This window comes from Marisediminicola senii (assembly GCF_011057645.1).
Classification (GTDB): domain Bacteria; phylum Actinomycetota; class Actinomycetes; order Actinomycetales; family Microbacteriaceae; genus Marisediminicola; species Marisediminicola senii.
Genome location: NZ_JAALGE010000031.1, coordinates 1 through 19,216, shown reverse-complemented (window position 1 = coordinate 19,216; position 19,216 = coordinate 1). Strand labels below are relative to the sequence as shown.

The 19,216-nt window shown below is 66.0% G+C and carries 18 protein-coding genes and 1 pseudogene; 9 read left to right on the top strand and 10 right to left on the bottom strand.

Annotated elements, in window-relative coordinates; genetic code table 11:
- The first annotated feature begins 60 nt into the window (after positions 1–60).
- From G5S38_RS10420 to G5S38_RS10405, 4 genes are all read left to right on the top strand, one after another.
- Positions 61–1,296 carry an MFS transporter gene (locus tag G5S38_RS10420; RefSeq protein WP_165068200.1) on the top strand — a complete coding sequence of 412 codons (1,236 nt, stop codon included), beginning with the start codon at positions 61–63 and terminating at the stop codon, positions 1,294–1,296.
- A 2-nt stretch (positions 1,297–1,298) separates the two neighbouring features.
- Positions 1,299–1,994: an endonuclease NucS gene (gene nucS, locus G5S38_RS10415; protein ID WP_165068197.1), complete on the top strand. Its 696-nt coding sequence runs from the start codon at positions 1,299–1,301 to the stop codon at positions 1,992–1,994.
- An 87-nt stretch (positions 1,995–2,081) separates the two neighbouring features.
- Positions 2,082–2,762, top strand: a complete 681-nt coding sequence (locus tag G5S38_RS10410; protein ID WP_165068194.1) for an HAD hydrolase-like protein — start codon at positions 2,082–2,084, stop codon at positions 2,760–2,762.
- A gap of 105 nt (positions 2,763–2,867) precedes the next feature.
- Positions 2,868–3,866: an SDR family oxidoreductase gene (locus tag G5S38_RS10405; protein ID WP_165068191.1), complete on the top strand. Its 999-nt coding sequence runs from the start codon at positions 2,868–2,870 to the stop codon at positions 3,864–3,866.
- Positions 3,867–3,921: 55 nt separating this feature from the next.
- On the opposite strand, the gene G5S38_RS10400 is transcribed toward G5S38_RS10405, so the two are convergent.
- From G5S38_RS10400 to G5S38_RS10390, 3 genes are read right to left on the bottom strand one after another with little or no spacing between them, the layout of a single operon-like run.
- A complete protein-coding gene (locus G5S38_RS10400) occupies positions 3,922–4,944 on the bottom strand; it encodes an NAD(P)/FAD-dependent oxidoreductase (protein ID WP_201276660.1) in 1,023 nt (340 codons plus the stop codon).
- Positions 4,945–4,968: 24 nt separating this feature from the next.
- The gene (locus G5S38_RS10395; protein ID WP_165068186.1) at positions 4,969–5,493 is read right to left on the bottom strand and encodes an isoprenylcysteine carboxyl methyltransferase family protein; all 525 of its coding nucleotides are present in this window, start codon (positions 5,491–5,493) and stop codon (positions 4,969–4,971) included.
- A complete protein-coding gene (locus tag G5S38_RS10390; RefSeq protein ID WP_165068184.1) occupies positions 5,490–6,560 on the bottom strand; it encodes a type III polyketide synthase in 1,071 nt (356 codons plus the stop codon). Before G5S38_RS10390 ends, G5S38_RS10395 begins: the two co-directional genes overlap by 4 nt.
- A 156-nt stretch (positions 6,561–6,716) precedes the next feature.
- Between G5S38_RS10390 and G5S38_RS10385 the strand changes: the two genes are divergently transcribed.
- Positions 6,717–6,968: an antitoxin gene (locus tag G5S38_RS10385; RefSeq protein ID WP_165068181.1), complete on the top strand. Its 252-nt coding sequence runs from the start codon at positions 6,717–6,719 to the stop codon at positions 6,966–6,968.
- Here G5S38_RS10385 and G5S38_RS10380 read toward each other — a convergent pair.
- The gene (locus tag G5S38_RS10380; RefSeq protein WP_165068235.1) at positions 6,965–8,818 is read right to left on the bottom strand and encodes a phosphoenolpyruvate carboxykinase (GTP); all 1,854 of its coding nucleotides are present in this window, start codon (positions 8,816–8,818) and stop codon (positions 6,965–6,967) included. The two genes, G5S38_RS10385 and G5S38_RS10380, sit on opposite strands and share 4 nt — an antisense overlap.
- Positions 8,819–8,933: 115 nt before the next feature.
- Here G5S38_RS10380 and G5S38_RS10375 point away from each other — a divergent pair, with 115 nt between their 5' ends.
- The 3 genes and pseudogenes from G5S38_RS10375 to G5S38_RS15955 form a co-directional block, all read left to right on the top strand.
- Positions 8,934–10,376 (top strand): helix-turn-helix domain-containing protein, encoded by a 1,443-nt coding sequence (locus G5S38_RS10375; RefSeq protein ID WP_165068178.1) that lies wholly within the window; start codon positions 8,934–8,936, stop codon positions 10,374–10,376.
- A gap of 137 nt (positions 10,377–10,513) precedes the next feature.
- Entirely contained in the window at positions 10,514–10,750 is a 237-nt protein-coding gene (locus G5S38_RS10370) for a hypothetical protein (protein ID WP_165068175.1), read from the top strand.
- 833 nt (positions 10,751–11,583) lie between these two features.
- Positions 11,584–11,868, top strand: a pseudogene (locus tag G5S38_RS15955) (HNH endonuclease family protein); the annotation flags it as partial.
- Between the two features lie 155 nt (positions 11,869–12,023).
- Here the strand turns inward: G5S38_RS15955 and G5S38_RS15950 are convergent.
- The 3 genes from G5S38_RS15950 to G5S38_RS10350 all read right to left on the bottom strand — a co-directional run bounded on the left by G5S38_RS15950 (position 12,024) and on the right by G5S38_RS10350 (position 13,974).
- Entirely contained in the window at positions 12,024–12,203 is a 180-nt protein-coding gene (locus tag G5S38_RS15950) for a helix-turn-helix domain-containing protein (protein ID WP_407943841.1), read from the bottom strand.
- An 862-nt stretch (positions 12,204–13,065) separates the two neighbouring features.
- The gene (locus tag G5S38_RS15945; protein ID WP_165068169.1) at positions 13,066–13,275 is read right to left on the bottom strand and encodes a PLDc N-terminal domain-containing protein; all 210 of its coding nucleotides are present in this window, start codon (positions 13,273–13,275) and stop codon (positions 13,066–13,068) included.
- Positions 13,276–13,284: 9 nt separating this feature from the next.
- Positions 13,285–13,974, bottom strand: coding sequence for a hypothetical protein (locus G5S38_RS10350; RefSeq protein ID WP_165068166.1), 690 nt, complete (start codon positions 13,972–13,974; stop codon positions 13,285–13,287).
- A 642-nt stretch (positions 13,975–14,616) separates the two neighbouring features.
- On the opposite strand from G5S38_RS10350, the gene G5S38_RS10345 reads away from it, so the two are divergent.
- Entirely contained in the window at positions 14,617–16,395 is a 1,779-nt protein-coding gene (locus G5S38_RS10345) for a hypothetical protein (protein ID WP_165068163.1), read from the top strand.
- Positions 16,396–16,743: 348 nt separating this feature from the next.
- Here G5S38_RS10345 and G5S38_RS10340 read toward each other — a convergent pair whose 3' ends face one another.
- The 3 genes from G5S38_RS10340 to G5S38_RS10330 all read right to left on the bottom strand — a co-directional run bounded on the left by G5S38_RS10340 (position 16,744) and on the right by G5S38_RS10330 (position 19,047).
- Positions 16,744–17,733: a sporulation-delaying protein SdpB family protein gene (locus G5S38_RS10340; RefSeq protein WP_235929010.1), complete on the bottom strand. Its 990-nt coding sequence runs from the start codon at positions 17,731–17,733 to the stop codon at positions 16,744–16,746.
- 8 nt (positions 17,734–17,741) lie between these two features.
- Positions 17,742–18,278 carry an SdpA family antimicrobial peptide system protein gene (locus G5S38_RS10335; protein ID WP_235929009.1) on the bottom strand — a complete coding sequence of 179 codons (537 nt, stop codon included), beginning with the start codon at positions 18,276–18,278 and terminating at the stop codon, positions 17,742–17,744.
- A 73-nt stretch (positions 18,279–18,351) separates the two neighbouring features.
- Complete coding sequence (locus G5S38_RS10330; protein ID WP_165068156.1) at positions 18,352–19,047, bottom strand: hypothetical protein; 696 nt, start codon at positions 19,045–19,047, stop codon at positions 18,352–18,354.
- Positions 19,048–19,216: the final 169 nt, after the last annotated feature.

Sequence of the window (19,216 nt, the reverse complement as noted above, 5' to 3'; positions counted from 1 at the left end):
CCCGCGCTGACTCGGCCCGCGCTGACTCGGCGCTGCCCGCTGGCGACTACCGTGGTGGGTATGCCACCCCCCATCCGTGCCTCCGACGTTACGCGCGCCCAACTGACCTCCTGGCGCAACGCGCTGTTCGTCGTCTTCGGGCTGTGCGGCATGGGGCTCGCCAGCTGGGCTGCCCGCATTCCCACCGTCAGCACCGCCCTCGACCTGCGCACCGACCAGGTGGGCGTGCTGCTGTTCGGGCTCGCAATCGGCTCGATCCTCGGGCTCATCGCGTCCGGCCACCTGGTGGCCCACTTCGGCTCCCGCGCCGTGATCGTGTGCACGCTCGTGATCGCCCCCATCGGCATGGCCACCGCGGGCTTCGGCGCCACCGCGGCACAGAGCTTCGCCATCGCCTTCGTCGGCCTGGCCATCTACGGTGCCGGAATGGGCGCGTGCGACGTAGCCATGAACGTCTCCGGCGCCGCGAACGAACGCGCCATCGGACGCACCATCATGCCGATCTACCACGCCGCATTCAGCTTCGGCACGATGCTCGGCGCCGGCCTCGCGGCCCTCGCCGAGCTCGCGGGCATTCCGCTGCACGTGCACCTCGGCGTGCTCGCGATCGTCATGGTCTGCGCCGCATTCACCGTAGTGCGGTTGCTGCAGCCGGAGACCGCGGCCGGCGTCGGGGCAGACGGAGCGGACGAGACCGCGGAGCCGGTTGGCAGCTGGCGCGAGCGGCTGGGCATCTGGCGCGACCCGCGCACGCTGCTCATCGGGCTGATCGTGCTCGGAATGGCATTCGCCGAGGGGTCGGCGAATGACTGGCTGTCGTACGCGATGGTCGAGGGCCACGACACGACCGAGTCCACCGGTGCCCTCGTGTTCGGGGTCTTCGTGACCGCCATGACGGTCGGGCGCCTCGCCGGGGTGCGCCTGCTCGACAGGTTCGGCCGCGTGCCGGTGCTGCGGGTGTCCGCGGTGTTCGCCGCCGTCGGCCTGCTCACCCTCATCCTGGTGCCGGTGACCTGGATCGCCGTGGTCGGCGTCGTGCTGTGGGGCCTCGGCGCATCGCTCGGGTTCCCGGTCGGCATGTCGGCCGCCGCCGACGACCCGCGCACCGCCGCCGCGCGCGTGAGCGCCGTCGCCACCATCGGCTACATCGCGTTCCTCGTCGGGCCTCCTGCCATCGGCTTCATCGGCGAGCAGGTCGGCATCCTCAACGCGCTGCTCGTCGTGCTCATCCTCGTCGCGGCCGCGGGCGCCGTGTCGTCGGCCGCCCGCGAACGCACCCCCATCGAAAGGCACTGACCATGCGCATCGTCGTCGCCCGCTGCTCCGTCGACTACGCCGGCCGGCTCAGCGCTCACCTCCCGCTGGCCACCCGGCTGCTCATCATCAAGGCCGACGGCAGCGTGCTCGTGCACAGCGACTCGCTGAGCTACAAGCCGCTCAACTGGATGAGCCCGCCGTGCTCGCTCACCGTGCTCGACCCCGACGAGCTGCAGCTCGAGGTCGGCGTCATCGAGACCTGGCGGGTCGCCCAGGCCAAGACGGGCGACCTGCTCGTGGTGTCGATCCACGAGATCATGCACGACTCCGCGCACGACCTCGGAATCGACCCCGGACTGCAGAAGGACGGCGTCGAGGCCCACCTGCAGAAGCTGCTCGCCGAGCAGATCGACCTCCTCGGCGACGGCTACCGCCTGGTGCGCCGCGAGTACATGACCGCAATCGGGCCCGTCGACATCCTCGCGACCGACGACACCGGCCGCTCGGTCGCGGTCGAGATCAAGCGGCGCGGAGACATCGACGGCGTCGAGCAGCTGACCCGCTACCTCGAGTTGATGAACCGCGACCCGCACCTCGCCCCGGTCGACGGCGTGTTCGCCGCCCAGGAGATCAAGCCCCAGGCCCGCACGCTGGCGCTCGACCGCGGCATCCGTTGCGTCACCCTCGACTACGACGAGATGCGCGGCCTCGACGACGGGCACTCCCGCCTCTTCTGACGGAAATTCAGAGCAGCGATGGATGCCGGAGCGCCAGGCCGCGCGCGTGACCCCCGCAATTCACCGGGTCCGCCTAGGCTGACGTCGATGAAACCTGACTGGACGTGCATCCTCTTCGATCTCGACGGCACCATCGCCGACTCGGCCCCCGGCATCACGTCGACCCTCGCGCACATGTTCGAGCAGCTCGGCATTCCGGTTCCGCCCCACGAGGAGCTGCTGCGCTGGGTCGGCCCGCCGATCATGGACTCGTTCCGCGACCTGGCCGGCATGACCCTCGACGAGGCCACCCGCGCCCTCGCCATCTACCGCACGCACTACTTCGACCACGGGGTCCTCGCGAGTTCTGCCTATCCCGGTGTCGGTGACGTGCTGCGCGGCATCCATGAACGGCACATCCCGCTGTCGCTCGCCACCTCGAAGCCCGAGAAGCCCGCGATCGCGATGCTCGACAACGAGGGACTGCTCGACTACTTCGACGTCATCACCGGCGCCTCGGACGACGAGGTGCGCAGCGCCAAGAAAGACGTCGTGGCGGAGGCGCTGGTCAGGCTCAAGGCCATCGGGGCCGACGTCTCGCGCCCGGTGCTCGTCGGCGACCGCGAGCACGACGTGCACGGGGCGGCGGCGAACGGCGTGCCGACCATCATCGTCGATTGGGGCTACGGCACCGAGGCAGAGCGGGAGGGCGCCATCGCGGTGGCCACGACGCCGCGCGAGCTCGAACTGCTGCTGTTCGCCGACCTCACCGACGACGACGACGCGTAGGCGCCGCGGGACCGGCGGCCCCGCAGCCCCTAGCCCCGCAACCATCCCCAGCCTCATCCCACCCCGCACCACCCACGCAACGAAGCGAACAGAGAGATCACCCACATGACCAAGCAGAGCGTCCTCTTCATCGGCGGAACCGGCATCATCAGCTCGGCGGCGAGCGCCCTCGCCGCGGAACGCGGTTTCGAGGTCACCCTCCTCAACCGCGGGCAGAGCCCGATCCGCCCCGTCCCGCAGGGCGTCGAGGTCATCACCGGTGACATCCGCGACCCAGAGTCGGTCGCGGCCGCGATCGGCGACCGCCGGTTCGACGTCGTCGCCGACTTTCTGTCATTCACCCCCGAGCACGTGCAGGCGAACATCGACCGGTTCGAGGGCAAGACCGGCCAGTACATCTTCATCAGCTCCGCCTCGGCGTACCAGACTCCCCCGGCGCGGCTGCCGATCACCGAGTCGACCCCGCTGAACAACCCGGAGTGGCAGTATTCACGCGACAAGATCGCGTGCGAGAACCTGCTCGTCGAGGCGTCGCGCGAGCGCGGCTTTCCGGTCACCATCGTGCGTCCGTCGCATACCTACGACGGCGCCGCCATCCCGCTGATGGGCGGCTGGACCGCCATCGACCGTATGCGCCGGGGCCTTCCGGTCATCGTGCACGGCGACGGATCGTCGCTCTGGGCCCTCACCCACACCCGTGACTTCGCGAAGGCCTTCGTCGGGCTGCTCGGCAACCCGCTGGCGATCGGCGACTCGTTCCACATAACCTCCGACGCCGTCGTCACCTGGAACCAGGTGGCGACCATGCTGGCCGATGCCGCGGGCGTGACCGCCGATATCGTGCACGTCACCTCCGACACCATCGCCGCACTCGTGCCGGACGAGGGACCATCGCTGCTCGGCGACAAGACCCACTCGGTGATCTTCGACAACAGCAAGGTGCGGTCGCTCGTGCCCGACTTCGTCGCGACCATCCCGTTCGCCGCCGGGGCCCGCGAGATCGTGGAGTGGCACGACGCCCACCCCAACCTCGCCGAGGTCGACCCCGAGGTGAACGCGGTGCTCGACCGCCTCGTCGCGACGGTTCGCCCGGCCGCGAACTAGCCGCACCGACGGGTGGGGCTGGCGGCGGGTGGGCCCCACCTGCAGCGAACCAGCCTCAGCGCGCCAGTCGTTCCACGATCGCACCGAACACCCGCGGCAGTCGCTCCGCCGCGGGCACGATCGCCCCGCGCAGCGGCGACTGCGCGAGCGCGACCAGCCCGCCGGTGAGCACGCGAAAGTCGCGGGTCGCGCGGTGCCACTCGGCCTCGTAATCGCCTGGCCGGCCTGCCACGATGCTGCGCACCGCCCCCGATGCCTGCGCGAACCCGAGGCGCAGTCCCTCCCCGGTGATGGCATCGACGTAGCCGGATGCGTCGCCGACGAGCAGCACGCGGCCGCGGGTACGCGCGCTCGTGCGCTGGCGGAACGGGCCGGCCCCCCGGCGCGGGCTGCTCAGCTCGGTCCCCGCCAGCCGGTCGGCGAGCTCGGGCACCGCGGCGACGACCGCATCGAAGTCGGTGTGCTGGGGTCCGAGCACCGCGATCCCGACGGTGTCGTCGGCCACCGGCGTCACGTACAGTTCGGCGTCCCGCGTGTAGTGCACCTCGATCAGGTGGCTCCACGGTGCGACGGCGTGGTGCTGGCGCAACCCGAACCGCCGCCCGCGACGGATGGCCGGCATCGCCAGTCCCAGCTCGCGGGCAACGGAGGAATGCAGCCCGTCGCAGGCCAACAGGTACCTGGCGTCGAGGCCGGAACCCGTCGTGACGGCGTCCGTCGTCTGGGTCACCGCGCCCACCTTGGCCTCGACCCGCTCGATGCCGAGTTCGTCGACCCGCCGGGTGAGAGCGTCGTGCAGGGTCGTGCGCCGTACGCCGCGCCCCGGTCCCCCGCTGAACCGGTGGTCCACCCGGCGCCCCGACGCGCGGTAGCTGACCCCGGCGAGGGGCCTGCCCTCCGGCTCAACCCCGAGCCGCGCGAGCAGCGGAAGCGCCCCCGGCATCAGGCCTTCGCCGCAGGCCTTGTCGATCGTGCCGGCGCGCTGCTCGACGATCGTCACCGTGAGGCCCGCCATGCTCGCGTCGATCGCCGCGGCAAGCCCAGCCGGGCCACCGCCGACCACCAGCACGTCGCGCATCACGCTTTCCGCATCAGGTCGTCGTCACGGTTCGGTGAGCGACCGCAGCGCGCGGTCCTCGGTCGGAATGCGGTACCTCAGCAGCAGGATCGCGTTCAGCACCGTGAACGCGATCGCGGTGATCCACGCGCTGTGCACGAGGGGCAGGGCGATGCCCTCGACGACCACGATCAGGTAATTTGGATGCGGCAGCCAGCGATACCGGTACGGCCCGCGCTCGACGCGACCCATCCCCGGCACCACGATCACCCGCGTGTTCCACTGTCGGCCGAGCGACGTGATCACCCAGTACCTGCCGGCCTGGCACAGCAGGGCGATGACGAGCATGGGCCACCCGAGCCACGGGATGAACGGGCGGTCGAGCAGGAACACCTCGGCGACGCACGCGACGAGCAACCCGGTGTGCAGGGTCACCATCCACGGGAAGTGGCCTTTGCCGTGCTCCACCCCGCCGCGGGAGAACGCCCAGCGGGCGTTGCGCGTCGAGATAACGAGTTCGACGAGGCGTTCGACGCCGGTGGCGAGGATCAGCAGAGCGTAGGCGATCACTCCGGCCACCTCATCAGAACGAGTTCGGCCGAGATGCCGGGGCCGAGGGCGAACAGCACCGTGTTCTCGCCCGCCGGGTGCTCGCCGTCGGCGATGGACTCCGCCAGGATGTGCAGCACAGAGACCGACGACAGGTTGCCGACGGCGGCGAGCGAGCGCCAGCTGATGTCGAGGGCACCGGCGGGCAGCCGCAGGCTGTCGGAGAACGCCTCGAGCACCTTCGGTCCCCCGGGGTGCGCGACCCAGCGCTGGATGTCGCCGGTGCTGCATCCATTGTCTGCGAGGAAGGCCGACATCGTGCCACCGAAGTGCTCGGCGACGATCTCGCCCACGCGCGCGGTGAGCACGATGCGAAATCCGGTGTCGCTGGCGTTGAAGCCGATGACGTCCTCGGTCTCCGGGTAGAGCTCGCTGCGGGTGCCCACGATGTCGGGCCCGGTCACGGCCATGCGCTCTGCCCGGTTCGCGCCCACCATGACGACGGCCGCGGCACCGTCACCGAACAGCCCGCTCGCTACGAGGTTGGCGACGGATGCGTCGTCACGCTGGAACGTGAGGGAACACAGTTCCACCGCCACGAGAACCGCCACCGCGTCAGGGTGGCCGACGAGGTAGTCATCGACCCTGGCGAGCCCGGATGCCCCGGCGACGCAGCCGAGCCCATACATCGGCACGCGCTTCACGTCGGAGCGCAGGCCCATCCGCGCGACGAGCAGCCCATCGATCGACGGTGCCGAGATGCCGGTGACCGAGGTGAACATGATGTAGTCGACCTCGTCCGGCCGCACCCCCGCGGCATCGAGCGCGTCCTGCAGGGACCGCTGCGCGAGGTCGGCCGCCAGCTCGATGAACATGTCGTTCGACTGGGTGAAGGTGCGCGGGTCGGCGTAGCGCTCGATCGGCATCACCAGGTGCCGCGTAGCGACGCTGCTCGAGGAGTGCAGCCGGTCGAGCAGGGCCCGGGTGGCGCGGTCCTCAGTGATCATCGGACCGATCGTCGCGGTGATTTCGCGCTGGGTGTGGATGTGGGGCGGCAGCGCCGAGCGCACCGCCGCGATTCGAGCCATTCGAGACGGTAACACGCACCGGCGGGGGATTCACACCGCCCATGATGCGAGCATTCCGGTCCCATAAGCTGAGGTGTTGACGATCGTGGATGCCTCCGCGGTTGTCGCGCATTTTCCCGGGTACGACACCGAACGACAATGAGAAGGAGTCCCACGATGAGTGGATTGGGGAACCTCGGCCGCAAGGCCGCCGACATGCTGAACAACCCGAAGACCCGCGACGCACTGAAGAGCGAGAAGGCAGAGGGCGTGAGCGATTCGATCCTCGACACCGCAAGCGGGCTCGCCAACAAGGTCACCGGCAACAAGCACGCCGACAAGATCGATAAGGCCCGCGACGCCGCTGACAAGAAGATCGGCAACGACGACGCCCACGGCACCGGCGAGCGCCCCGGCACCACTCGCTAGAGCAACCGCTCCCTCAGTTCCGACAGCTGGGCCCGCAACGCCGCGGGTACCCGGCCGTCGAAGGTGTCGAAGAACTCCTCCGTCGCGGCGACCTCTGCCAGCCACGACGCGGTGTCGACGTCGAACAGGGCATCCCACTCGAGGTCGCCGAGGCGCCCGCCGTCGTCGCCCAGCCCGTCGGTGTTGAGGTCGGCCCTGGCCGGCATCAGTCCCACCGCGCTGTCGACGGCCTCGAGCCTGTCGTCGACGCGGTCGAGGATCCACTCGAGTACGCGACTGTTCTCCCCGAACCCCGGCCATACGAACGAACCGTCGGCGTCCTTGCGAAACCAGTTGACCTGGAACATGCGCGGCGCACCGCCTCCCTGGCCGAGCCGCTCGCCGACCTCGAGCCAGTGCGCCCAGTAGTCGGCCATGTTGTAGCCGCAGAACGGCAGCATTGCGAACGGGTCGCGGCGCAGCTCGCCGACGGTGCCCTCCGCGGCCGCGGTCTTCTCCGACGAGATCGTCGCGCCGAGGAACACCCCGTGCTGCCAGTCCCTCGCCTCGACCACGAGCGGCACGTTGGTGGCCCGGCGCCCACCGAAGATGATGGCGTCGATGACGACGCCGTTCGGGTCGTCCCAGTCGTCGGCGATCGACGGGCACTGGTGGGCCGCGACCGTGAACCGCGAGTTGGGGTGCGCGGCCGGCGTCGTCGAGGCGGGCGTCCAGTCGTTGCCCTGCCAGTCGACGAGGTGGGCGGGTGGGGTGTCGGTCAGTCCCTCCCACCACACGTCGCCGTCGTCACGCAGGGCGACGTTGGTGAAGATGGTGTTGCCCCACAGCGTGTCGACCGCGGTCTGGTTGGTCGAGGCGCCGGTGCCGGGGGCGACGCCGAAGAAGCCGGCCTCCGGGTTGATCGCCCGAAGCGTGCCGTCGTCGCCGGGGTGGAGCCACGCGATGTCATCGCCGATGGTCTCGACCGTCCACCCCGGGATGGTCGGCTTGAGCATCGCGAGGTTGGTCTTTCCGCAGGCAGAGGGGAACGCCGCCGCCACGTGGAACACCCGCCCCCGCGGGTTCGTGACCTTGAGGATGAGCATGTGCTCGGCCAGCCAGCCCTCCCTGCGCCCCATCACCGAAGCGATGCGCAGCGCGAACGCCTTCTTGGCGAGCAGCGCGTTGCCGCCATACGCAGAGCCGTACGACCAGATCTCGAGGGTCTCCGGAAAGTGGCAGATGTACTTGGTGTCGCTGCACGGCCACGGCACGTCGGTGTCGCCCGGACCGAGCGGTGCCCCCACACTGTGCACGGCGGGAACCCACGGGGTGTCGTCGCCGATCAGGTCGAGTGCCGTCGACCCCATCCGCGTCATGATCGCCATGCTCGTCACGACGTATGGCGAGTCGGTGACCTGCACCCCCAGCCTGGCGAGCGGCGATCCGAGGGGGCCCATCGAGAAGGGCACCACGTACATGGTGCGGCCGCGCATGCTCCCGGCGAATACCCGCCGCAGCGTGGGCCGCATGGCCGAGGGGTCCGCCCAGTTGTTGGTCGGGCCCGCGTCGACCTGTCGCTCCGAGCAGATGAAGGTGCGGTCCTCGACGCGGGCGACGTCATTCGGGTCGCTGCGTGCGAGAAAGCTGTGCGGGCGGTGTTCCGGGTTGAGCTGCGTGACGGTGCCCCTGGCGAGCATGAGCCGGGTCAATTCGTCCCATTCGCGAGTGGACCCATCGCACCACACGATGTCATCGGGGGTGGTCAGGGCGGCGATGGAGTCCACCCACCCGATCACCGATTCGGCGATTCTCTCCGGTGCCCGGTCGGCAGCGGGCCGGGGTGCGGTGGGCCGGGGTTCGACGGTGATGGTCACGGCTGCTCCTCTGTAAGAATCGGGGTGCCCCACACTCTGGCGCCCATGGCGCCCCACTTACCCGGTCTTGACCACGGAAGAATCGCGATTCTTTCGCTATCGTCAAGATATGGACAATCTCGGGATGCTGGGGCAACGCGTTCGCCACTTCCGCGGGCTGCGCGGCCTCACCCTCGACCAGCTCGGCGCCGCGGTCGGCATCGCCGCCAGCCAGCTGTCCCTCATCGAGAACGGACGCAAGGAGCCACGGCTCTCGCTGCTGTCCCGCATCGGCGAGGTACTGGGCGTCACGGTGGCCGAGTTACTCGACGACGCCCCGCCGAGCGAGCGGGCCGCGCTCGAGCTCGAGCTGGCCGCGGCGCAGCAGACGTCGGTGTACGCGTCACTCGGGCTTCCCGTCATCCGGGCATCGAAGACCCTGGGTGACGACACGATCACCGCCATCATCGGCCTGCACCGCGAGCTGGCGAGACGGGCGAGGGAGGCTATCGCCACCCCCGAGGAGGCCAGGCGCGCCAACACCGAGCTGCGCCAGTCGATGCGGGCGAGGAACAACTACCTGCCAGACATCGAGGCCGTCGCGGAGCGGGCGGTGCGGGCGGCCGGTCACACGGTCGGGGCGCTGACCCACCGCACGGTGAGCACGATGGCGTCGCAGCTCGGTTTCGAACTGGTGCACGTCGGCGACCTGCCGCACTCCGCACGGTCGGTCATCGATCTGGAGAACGGGCGGGTGTACCTTCCCCCGGCGTCGATCCCGGGTGGGCACGGCCTGCGATCGATGGCGCTGCAGGCGATCGCGCACCGGCTGCTCGGCCACACGCAGCCCGTCGGGTATGCCGACTTCCTCCGGCAGCGACTCGAGATCAACTACTTCGCGGCGGCGTGCCTGATGCCACTGGCGCAATCGGTCGACTTCCTGCGCGCGGCGAAGGCCGACCGCAACATCGCGGTCGAAGACTTTCGCGACGCCTTCGGAGTGACGCACGAGGCCGCGGCGCTGCGCCTCACCAACCTCGCGACGGAACACCTCGGCATCGAGCTGCACTTCCTCAGGGTGGGCGGCGACGGCGCGGTCTACAAGGCGTATGAGAACGACGGACTGCGCCTGCCGGTCGACGTGACCGGGTCGACCGAGGGGCAATTCGTCTGCAGGCAGTGGAGCGCCCGCCGCGCATTCCAGCGCACCAACCGCACCACGGAGTTCTACCAGTACACCGACACCCCCGAGGGAACGTTCTTCGACTCCACGCAGACCGGCACGACCGATTCCGCTGAGTTCTCGATCACCATCGGCGTGCCATTCGTGCACTCGAAATGGTTCCGCGGGCGCGAGACCGCGGTGCGTGCGACCTCCACCTGCCCCGACGAGAACTGCTGCCGACGGCCGGCGCCTGGCCTCGCCCAGCGCTGGTCGGGCCGGGCGTGGTCGAGCGCGCGACTGCACGCGCACATCCTGTCGCCCCTGCCGTCCGGCACCTTCCCCGGCGTCGACGACCGGGAACTGTACGAGTTCCTCGAGGCGCACGCGGCGGCCGACGCCGCGGACTGACGTCGCCGCTCAATACCCCTTCCGCCAGCACCGTTCGATGCCCACCCATCCGGGCCACCGTTCCGGATCATGGTTCTGTGCCACAGTGAAGGGCCGGGCTGCTGCAGCCGACCGGCGAGCGACGAGGAGACGACGAGATGCAGGCCGTGATCGACTTCCTCCGCCGGCTGCTACCTCCCGTCGTTGGGGTCGTCGCCGCGATGGCCACCGCCCTCCTGGTGCTGTACATCGCGGGCAGGACCGACCTGACGATCGGCCCCGTTCTGCTCCTGACCTACGGGCTCGCGATCGCCGTGGGCATCCTCGCCACAATCGGGCTCAAGAAGCGCATGGGCCTCGGCAAGTACGCGCCGGAACCGCCGAGCGACACCTGACCAGGGCCGCTCCGGCAGGAACAGCTCCAACTGGATGAGCTCCAACAGGACCAACTCCAACAGGAGCAGGAGAGGCAGTCCGTGCTGGCCGGATTTTCATCGACGGCCAGCACAGACTGATGCCGTGGAGGGACTAGGAGCCCTCATCGGCTGACGCTGGCGAAATGATCGGGGGGTACCATTTTCGCCGTTCCCCAGGTTCGGGCCCGGAGCGCGTTTCGCGCCGCTCGGGGGAAGCGGCGCGGTTATGACGATAGCAGCGCGGAGGGACAGACAGGTCGGTTTGTCCTCCTTGGTCCTGCCCCCAGTTCGGGGGTCGGACACACCCGACCATCGCCTCGTCCGCGAATGCCCGGGGTGCATCCATCGAAAGAACCGCGCGTGTGGCACCCGACCGCCGTGCCGGAGTGGGAACCGGACGACACTGGACGGTGCTGGAATAGTGGACCGACCCTGGAGGCCCCATCTTTCGTTCACGACGCGCCAGTTCAGGGCGCTCCAGTTCAGGACGCACCAGTTCACGGCGGCCGATCTGGACCCTCGGCGGTGTCGTGCTGCTGGCCGTGGTGGCGATCGCCGCGGGCCCGGTGTTCGAGTGGGCGGCGGGGTCCGCGGCACCCGCGGGCGAATCATCCACCTACCCCTCGGACGCCACGGCGCGCGAGGTGCTCGCGACCCTGCCGGTGAAGGGCAGGGAACCCAGCACCGGGTACGACCGGGAGGGCGTGTTCGGTTCCGCCTGGCTCGACGTCGACGACAACGGCTGCGACACCCGTAACGACATCCTCGCCCGCGACCTCACCGACATCACGAAGAGCGGCCCGTGCCGGGTGATGACGGGCGAACTGGTGTCGCCGTTCGACACCAGCACCGTCGAATTCGTCCGCGGGGAGGACACGTCGGAGCTGGTGCAGATCGACCACGTCGTCGCGCTGTCGAACGCGTGGCAGACGGGCGCCCAGGCACTGACCCAGGAGCAGCGCATCTCGTTCGCGAACGACCCGCTCAACCTGCTGGCGGTGGACGGCGCATCCAATTCGGCGAAGGGAGCGGGAGACACCGCAACGTGGCTTCCGGCGAACCGGTCGTTCCGGTGCGAGTACGTCGCGCGCCAGGTGTCGGTCAAGGCCACCTACCGGTTGTGGGTGACGCGCGCAGAACGCGACGCCATGCAGCGCGTGCTCGCGACCTGCCCGGGACAGCCGGCCTCACCTCCCCGCTGGGGCCGGTGCCGGCGGGTAGGTAGTCGGCGGGCTGTCCGGCTGGCTGGGCGCTACTCGCCCGAAGAGAGGTCGGCGTCGGTGATCCCTGGCCAGAGCGGGCGCCCGAACCCGCTCTCGAGCCGCGCGATCGTCTCGAGGTCGGGCCAGCTGCGGCCCTGCAGGATGCCCTGGATGGTGCTGTGGTCGACCCCGGTCGCCTGGGCGCATTCGCGGAGGCTGCGGCCGTCCATGGCGCTGCGCACATTGAGCGCGAACAGGCGGGCGACCTCGCCGCTGCAGTCGGTCGACGGCGCATCCGGCCAGTCGCCCGAGCGCTCGCGCGGCGACGATCGGCGTGGTCTGGGCATGCCTCGAGAGTAGAACGAGAAAGCCCGCCAGGATGAACCTGACGGGCTTCTCGATCGTGCGTTGTGGTGTGTTCAGCTTTTGAAAAACCGCTGGTCAGAAGGCGCGGTCCGTCCATCGTTGTTTCAGCAATTCCACGTCAAGCACGGAAAAATTCCACGACCGGAAGCCAACGGCACAGTCAAGAAGCTCAATGGCAGTCCCCGTTTCGGGTAACTAAACCTAGGGGCACGTCAAACGAGTCAGTCAAATCGGCAGCAGAACCACCAAACGACCTAAAGAGTTCTTATTTACGTGAGGATTCGACCTTCAGTGGTGGGGCAGCTAGCGCGGGAAATCACCGCGCATGGGTCCCATGCGCTCATCGGTGCCCCGTCGTTTCAGAGACCTAGCGTGAACGGTGCCGCGAAGACCAGCACCTAGGCACGACAAAGACGACCGCGGGCGAACGCGGCAAAGACTAACATCACACGTCGGCGATGACTGTTTTGGGGGGAGCGTGATCGTGCGGCCGCCGCGGTCTTTCAGACGTCCCTGCCTGGAGCACGTCAGCGGGCACCGGCCACCCATCCTGGCGGCGGTTCACCTGCCGGACGCTAATGAGCGAAATGCCGGTAACGCAGTCCGCACATTGGGATTCGCCATAAGTGGCAAACCTGGGATTGTCGCTCCGGGGCCTCTACGAGAACGGGCGGTGACCCATGTGGGTCACCGCCCTTCTTTTGAGCCCCGTCTCAGCAGAGCGCTTCAGGCCGTCGACTTCAACGACCGACGACCGATAAGGAACCAACTCAACGGTCCCACGAGGGGAAAGGCTAAAGCAACCAAGACCCAAATTGCGCATGCCAACTGAGGGATGTGCTCCCGAGCCTTGTAGATGCTGATGATGGCAAGCGCTGCGGCCGATAGCGCCAACACTATGGTCGCGGTCCACCCGTAGTTAAAGATGTCTGGCATCATTTGATCCTAGTTCGAGGCAGCGCTCTGGTCCTGAACTGTGAGGACCAAGTTGGTGGTGCCAGTTCCTCCGATCACTACGAGCGTGTACTGAGTCGACAGCACAACGGTGGCAGGAGTGCTTCCCGATTGCTGGAGCCGGACACTGGTGAATTCTGGCGTCGTGCATTCGAGGCCGGCAGAACACTGAACCTGTTCCGTGTCGTAACTGATGATCTGTGCCGCAGAGGTGCCAAGCACATAGGTGGCACGAAAGCTGAGCTGCACACCCGTGAACCACCCCGCCACCAGACAGTTGTTATAGCGCAAGCCGGACTGTGTGCATCCGGTGACGCTACGTGGCGAACCTTCTCCTGAACTCACCGCCGGTGACTGGAGCGACAAGACGTTCACGGAGCCGTCAGCGAATCGGCGCACCTCGATGGGGCCGTCACTACCTTCAACTAAATTAACCGATACGGGATCAATCCCTGTCTGTGCATCAAGCGGGACGCCCGCCTCAAGCTTCTCGAGTAGTGCAACCTGGTTCGACGCCGACACTTCGTGCTGCGTCCAAGTTTCGGACAGCTCTGCCACTAGTTCTTGTGGAAGCAAACTGGAGGACGCATCGGCGGGGGCGGATTGCTGAATGGAGTCAGAGTAGGCCGATGCATTGCCCGAGACCCCCAGGCTGAGCGAAAGAGCGAAAACTGATGCCATAACTAGCCGATTGGTTTTAATGAGTACTCCTCTAGTTTATCTTGCAGTATTGCAGCGGAAAATGCATTGGGATCAGCGTTCCACCTAGGTGAGGATTCCGCAGTCCGCCTTTTTGGGGATATCTGTGTACCCCTGATACGGGGCATTCCAGTCCTGACAGCGGTGGATCCGACGGTCCCGGCGTGCTTCCTACACGGTGGGATGCGCACCGACCCCAAATAGACCCGGTCCGGTCGAGCTGAGCCACTACGCGGTCTGACTCTCTGCCACGCAGCGTTCAGGGTTCCCAGGGCACAGCGACATACCTGTCCTCGCCCATCCTTAGGCAGCCAATTCCTCACGGGTCCGAACAGTTATTGTCGACCGTCACCCTGGCTCGCGCGGGCTTCTTCGAACCGTCGTCAGGCGACAACGACCGCTTCATGTGTGACGTCCGCTGGCGCGGCGGACCCGGCGCGGCGTTGGACAACCTGTGCAAGTTTTCGTTGCACGCGAGTCTTGTCAAATCTCGCATCGACAGCGATTTGTCCGCGGGTATACGGGTACCCATGAATAACCCGAACGTGGTCCAGGTCCCCAACCTCCGTAAGCTCCTCTCATACCCACGCGCCGCTGGCGAACGGGTCACAAGCGAGGACGTACGTGGTGCTGCAAATCTCGACCGGGATGTACTTCGACGGAGGGACTGTATGGGAGACCTCGCACCGCCGTGTGTTCCATACCAATTTGCTTCGTGGGCGCGCTGATGACATCGACCTGCCGGTAGGTACCTTGCAGTTTGCTTCAAGGGGCGAAGCGGTCGCCATCACGGCCGTGGACCGATTGCCAAAGAAGAACCGTGATGGGTCCGACACGTTTCATATCGCGACGGGCGGGGAAGAACTACTTGCCGATGTCGCCGACGTCGTCGCCTTCGGTCTGGACGCGCTCGTCCTAGAGAACTATGACCTCGCTCGGCAATTGATGGGCGCCAATCAGGGTGGCTCCCCTCGACAACGAGCCCGCCTGCGGCGGACGTTCACGCCTCAGCGATTTGTCACCGACGAGGAAATAACGGATCTAGTCGAGCTCTTCACCCAGCTACTGGCGCTTCAGCGGCAGCACTTCGAGCAGGCAATGCGCGCAATCCGCCGCGTCGTGGATGCGGCGATATTGGCGGATACGGATGTGACACTTGCTTACAGCCTTTATGTCGCTGCGCTCGAATCCCTCTCAGCCGGTACCGAGGTACCCACTCCGGCGTGGGACGACTACGACAGGTATCGTCGTCAGGTCATAGACGCCGCTGTTGTTGGGTTACCCGACACTCGTGTCGACGAGATTCGCGCCGCGGTTCTGAGTATCGACCAGCTCTCGTTGCGACGGAGGTTCCAAGCGTTCGTCATCGAGCACACGGAGTCATCCTTCTACCGGAACGAAGCCAAGGATGCGGACCGTCCTATTCGAGCGGTAGAGCTTCCCCGGGCGTTAGATTTCGCATACCAGACGCGCTCTACATCTCTGCATGAGATGCGGGAGCTTTCGCCGGAGTTGTGGGTCATTGCCGGCACCGCTGACACCACACGTGTGGACGGTCGATGGGTGCTCACCCTGGAGGGACTGAACCGGCTTAGTCGGCATGTGATTCGCCGCTTCATCAACCGCGCCCCAACCGGTATTGACGTCGACTTCGACTGGAATAGCGCGCTTCCCGGCGTAGTCCGGATGGAGCTCGACCCGACGATGTGGCTGCATGGCTACACTGATTTCCACGCCTCCGAGGGTCCACGTCTGTTCGGCATTACCCTCACGATGCTTTCTTCTGCATTGGCTGGTCACGGGCAGGCCGCGGACATGCAACTCCCGCTTACGCACCTCGAGCGACTTTTAGCGGGGCAAGCCCATTCGGCGGCTCGGGTTCCGTTGATCGCCACATACCTCCTTTGGCACCGCGTCACTCCGCAGGAGAAGCATCGTCCAGACGCGGAGAAGATCATCGACAGCTACATCGATGATCTTGACAATCCGTCAACCCCTGCGCTGGCCCTAGGTATCCTTCTCAGCGAAAAACATCCCTGGACAACCGAACAGCTGGACAATCTCATCCAGACCCGCACAACCGAGCTCAGTCGTCGGCGCACCACGCTCGAGCTACCCAACGCCATGGACGCTGCGTTCCAGCTGACTCTGGCGTTAGCCCGATGGGCAGACAAGGACTTCGCGGGAGCAACCAAAGCCGTCGCCGCAGCGGTCGACCTTGACCCGGGCAACGAATCCCTCATCGCCATCGAGGCGATGGTTCAGTGCGGCACCTTTCCACTGATCGACCTGTCTCAGTACGTCATATCGGGATCCTTGGTCTCGCCAGAGATCGTCGATGACCAGGTCGACGACGGCGATATCCCTGGCACCATCTCGATGCCGTTTGAATCGCGCGCTTGAGAAGGAGGATGGTCCGTGAGTCGATGAGCCTTCGGGCGATGGTGCCGACTGGATGGACGCAACCGGTATCAAAGGGTTTACCGATGAGGCGCTCGGTGACGCGTCGAAACAACCAAAACGCGGCGATACCTCCGTGCTCATCGCAATCGCCCTTTCGGTCGCCTCCGCGAATCTGCCGAAGATAGAGGCCTACACCGCCCGGCCCGGTTCGACGGTGAGAATCACATCCAAGAACACACCATTGAACGGCGACGACGTTTCCGACGGCCACACGCTGCAACTCCGGGCTTCGCGAGGCGGAGAAGCGCCATGCGGCGGCGGGCACGCTTATGGAAACTCAGCGATTTCTCATGACTGGCCCAACCGCGGTGCCTTTTCTCCGGTAATTGAACTTCCTGCGTCTGTGTTGATCGTGTCCCTAGCTTGCTCTCGTCGTGTCGAACCGCCGCCACCGAGGATCTGAGGTGCCGTGGTTCTGCGCGCCCAGCCGAGTGATGTGGCAGCTAGCACGCCGCCGATCATTACTAGCCCAAAGGAGCCGAGGCCGATCATTGTGATGATCATGATGTGGAGACCGGCCGAGAAGAGGAAACCTATTCGTTGCCAGGGACGCGAGCAGAGGATCAGCACCGCAATCGAAAGTTCGATCATCATGGTCCCCCAGGTTGCCGCTACCGCGAGCAGCGGTACGGCAGTGAGATCTCTGAGGACGTCCGCGAAGGGCCCCGACACCCCGAAGTACTCCATACGTGACACGTAGTAGACAGCCGAGCCGTCTTGCCATGCCTCAACGGACATTTTGGAGATGCTGCTGTTGAGGTAGATGTACGCCATCTGAAAACGGAGGAGCCAATGGGCTGCCCAGCTCACGCCGTAGAGAAGCCCGCCAAGGCGGTACGTTGTCTCGCTTCGGCGCCAAACCCAGATTCTGTTGTCCGAGACAGAGATGATCGCGATGCATGCTGTCGCTGCGACAGCAGCCTGATCGCCCCCTTCCGGGAGGTCTATTGCAAGCGCAATCGACAGCGACACATACAGGTGTAGCCAAGCTGTCAACCTGGGCGCAAATCCGATGACCACCAGGGCTAACGCCACAACGAGGAGCCATCGAGCGAGCTCGGGTTCGCCCCAACAGAATGCCGAGATTACTCCGAGGGGCTCACATCGGGCCAATGCGGGCGCCTCTCCGACCGGAACGAACATGTTGTCCGCGGGGGTCGAAATGAGCAGTGATAGCTGAGCTAGTGCAATGAGAGTTCTGCCGATATCGAAAGCCCGGTTACTGAGGTCGTGACTGCTGCTCAACGCTTTTCGAACCGCCGACGTTAGACGACCCACCGGTGCCTTCAGCACGTCACGTCCAGGTACGCCACACGCTCATCGATACGCCAGCCGGAGTAATCCGCGCGATAAGTCCAGGGCACGGGTCTGGTCTCGCTGAGAAGAATCTCCCCGCACAGCGTCGGATCCGGTGACGTGTTCTTTGCGACGGTGGGCTGAAGCTCCGTCATCGCAACCACGAGGCAATCCTCAGACACCGTGAGAGCCGAACATTCCTGCCAGCTGGTATCGACGAAGCTGAGAAGAGCCATCTCGGGTCCTTGTGAGCGGTGGTCCCGCGCAAAACCGAACAAATTGTCCGCACGCGAGTTAGGGAACTCCGAGGCGCTTTCGACGAACGCTCCGCCTTCCCGCACGAAGTACGCAGTCAGTTCGGGCGAGTCTGGAGCCTTGGTGAAGAAGGACCAACTTTGAGGCATCAGCGTTCCGAACAGGGTTCGCGCCGGGCCGCCGTCCCTCACGGACACCACATTGGAGGGCATAGTAAAGAACAAGGAGAGGCCGAACAGCACAGCGAATGTGGCCAATGAAACAAGTGCCACGGTCAATTGGCCAGTAGTTACATCCTCGGCCCCACCTGAGACTTTTTCGTCTGTTGTGGGCGGCGGCGCTTCGCTAGTCGCTGAGGCCGTTAGCAATGGTGTTCACCATTGTGTCTTTCTCGATAGTGCTGGGCGCTGATCCCTGCATTTCGGGCAAGTAGACAAGGTAAATCACTGTCACTGCGACCCCGGCGTGAAAACCGGCCACGGCGCCGTAAACAACCGCAGCGGCGCCGGCAGCAACCACGGCGGCGGCGGCCAACCATGTGGCTGTCCAGGCCCAGTTGCTGCCTGCTGTCGCGTACGTGTCTTTGGACGTCGGCTTGATGTCATAGACCTGTTGTGCGTAGGCATTCAGGCTGGTAGCAAACTCCTGCAACGCTCTGTCTACGTGAACGGGCGAACCGCTTTGGAGATTCGCCGAAATGCGAGCGACCTCCACGGGGTGAGCGGCGTGGTAGTCAGCGATGAACAGGTTTGCACCTGTCCGGTCGGTGCCCTCGGGCGCCTGCGTGAAGCCCAACGATTCAGCCAAGCCAGGACTGTCGGTAGAGATAGCCCCGTCACCGAACACGAGAAACTGCAAAACGTCGGCCTCCGAGTATTTCGCGGCCGGTAGCTGGGCTTGAGCGACGGTGGCTCGAGATTCGCCACCGACCACAGCCACTGCTGCGGACTCTTGGGTGGCTCCTACCGCAATGCCGCTGCCGCTCAGTACGAGAGACGAGGTGATCGTGACGCCTACGATAAACTTCTTTGTTTTCTTCATAGTTCCCCCTGTTATTTTTCGTGCTTACAGATCGAGCTGAAGGGTCAAGTCCCTGGTGGTGGTGTAGCGGTTGGTGATCTTTCTGTTTGCTAGGCGCTGAGCTCGAGAGTGGTTTCGGTGGTCGCCTCCGTCCTGGTCTCGGTGATGAGTGTGAGACGGCTTTTGGTGA

Bases quoted from the DNA above. Each gene is read 5' to 3' on its own strand.
- G5S38_RS10420 (WP_165068200.1), top strand. From the start codon at position 61: ATGCCACCCCCCATCCGTGCCTCCGACGTTACGCGCGCCCAACTGACC.
- nucS (WP_165068197.1), top strand. From the start codon at position 1,299: ATGCGCATCGTCGTCGCCCGCTGCTCCGTCGACTACGCCGGCCGGCTC.
- G5S38_RS10410 (WP_165068194.1), top strand. From the start codon at position 2,082: ATGAAACCTGACTGGACGTGCATCCTCTTCGATCTCGACGGCACCATC.
- G5S38_RS10405 (WP_165068191.1), top strand. From the start codon at position 2,868: ATGACCAAGCAGAGCGTCCTCTTCATCGGCGGAACCGGCATCATCAGC.
- G5S38_RS10400 (WP_201276660.1), bottom strand. From the start codon at position 4,944: ATGCGCGACGTGCTGGTGGTCGGCGGTGGCCCGGCTGGGCTTGCCGCG.
- G5S38_RS10390 (WP_165068184.1), bottom strand. From the start codon at position 6,560: ATGGCTCGAATCGCGGCGGTGCGCTCGGCGCTGCCGCCCCACATCCAC.
- G5S38_RS10385 (WP_165068181.1), top strand. From the start codon at position 6,717: ATGAGTGGATTGGGGAACCTCGGCCGCAAGGCCGCCGACATGCTGAAC.
- G5S38_RS10375 (WP_165068178.1), top strand. From the start codon at position 8,934: ATGGACAATCTCGGGATGCTGGGGCAACGCGTTCGCCACTTCCGCGGG.
- G5S38_RS10370 (WP_165068175.1), top strand. From the start codon at position 10,514: ATGCAGGCCGTGATCGACTTCCTCCGCCGGCTGCTACCTCCCGTCGTT.
- G5S38_RS15950 (WP_407943841.1), bottom strand. From the start codon at position 12,203: ATGGACGGCCGCAGCCTCCGCGAATGCGCCCAGGCGACCGGGGTCGAC.
- G5S38_RS15945 (WP_165068169.1), bottom strand. From the start codon at position 13,275: ATGCCAGACATCTTTAACTACGGGTGGACCGCGACCATAGTGTTGGCG.
- G5S38_RS10350 (WP_165068166.1), bottom strand. From the start codon at position 13,974: ATGGCATCAGTTTTCGCTCTTTCGCTCAGCCTGGGGGTCTCGGGCAAT.
- G5S38_RS10330 (WP_165068156.1), bottom strand. From the start codon at position 19,047: ATGAAGAAAACAAAGAAGTTTATCGTAGGCGTCACGATCACCTCGTCT.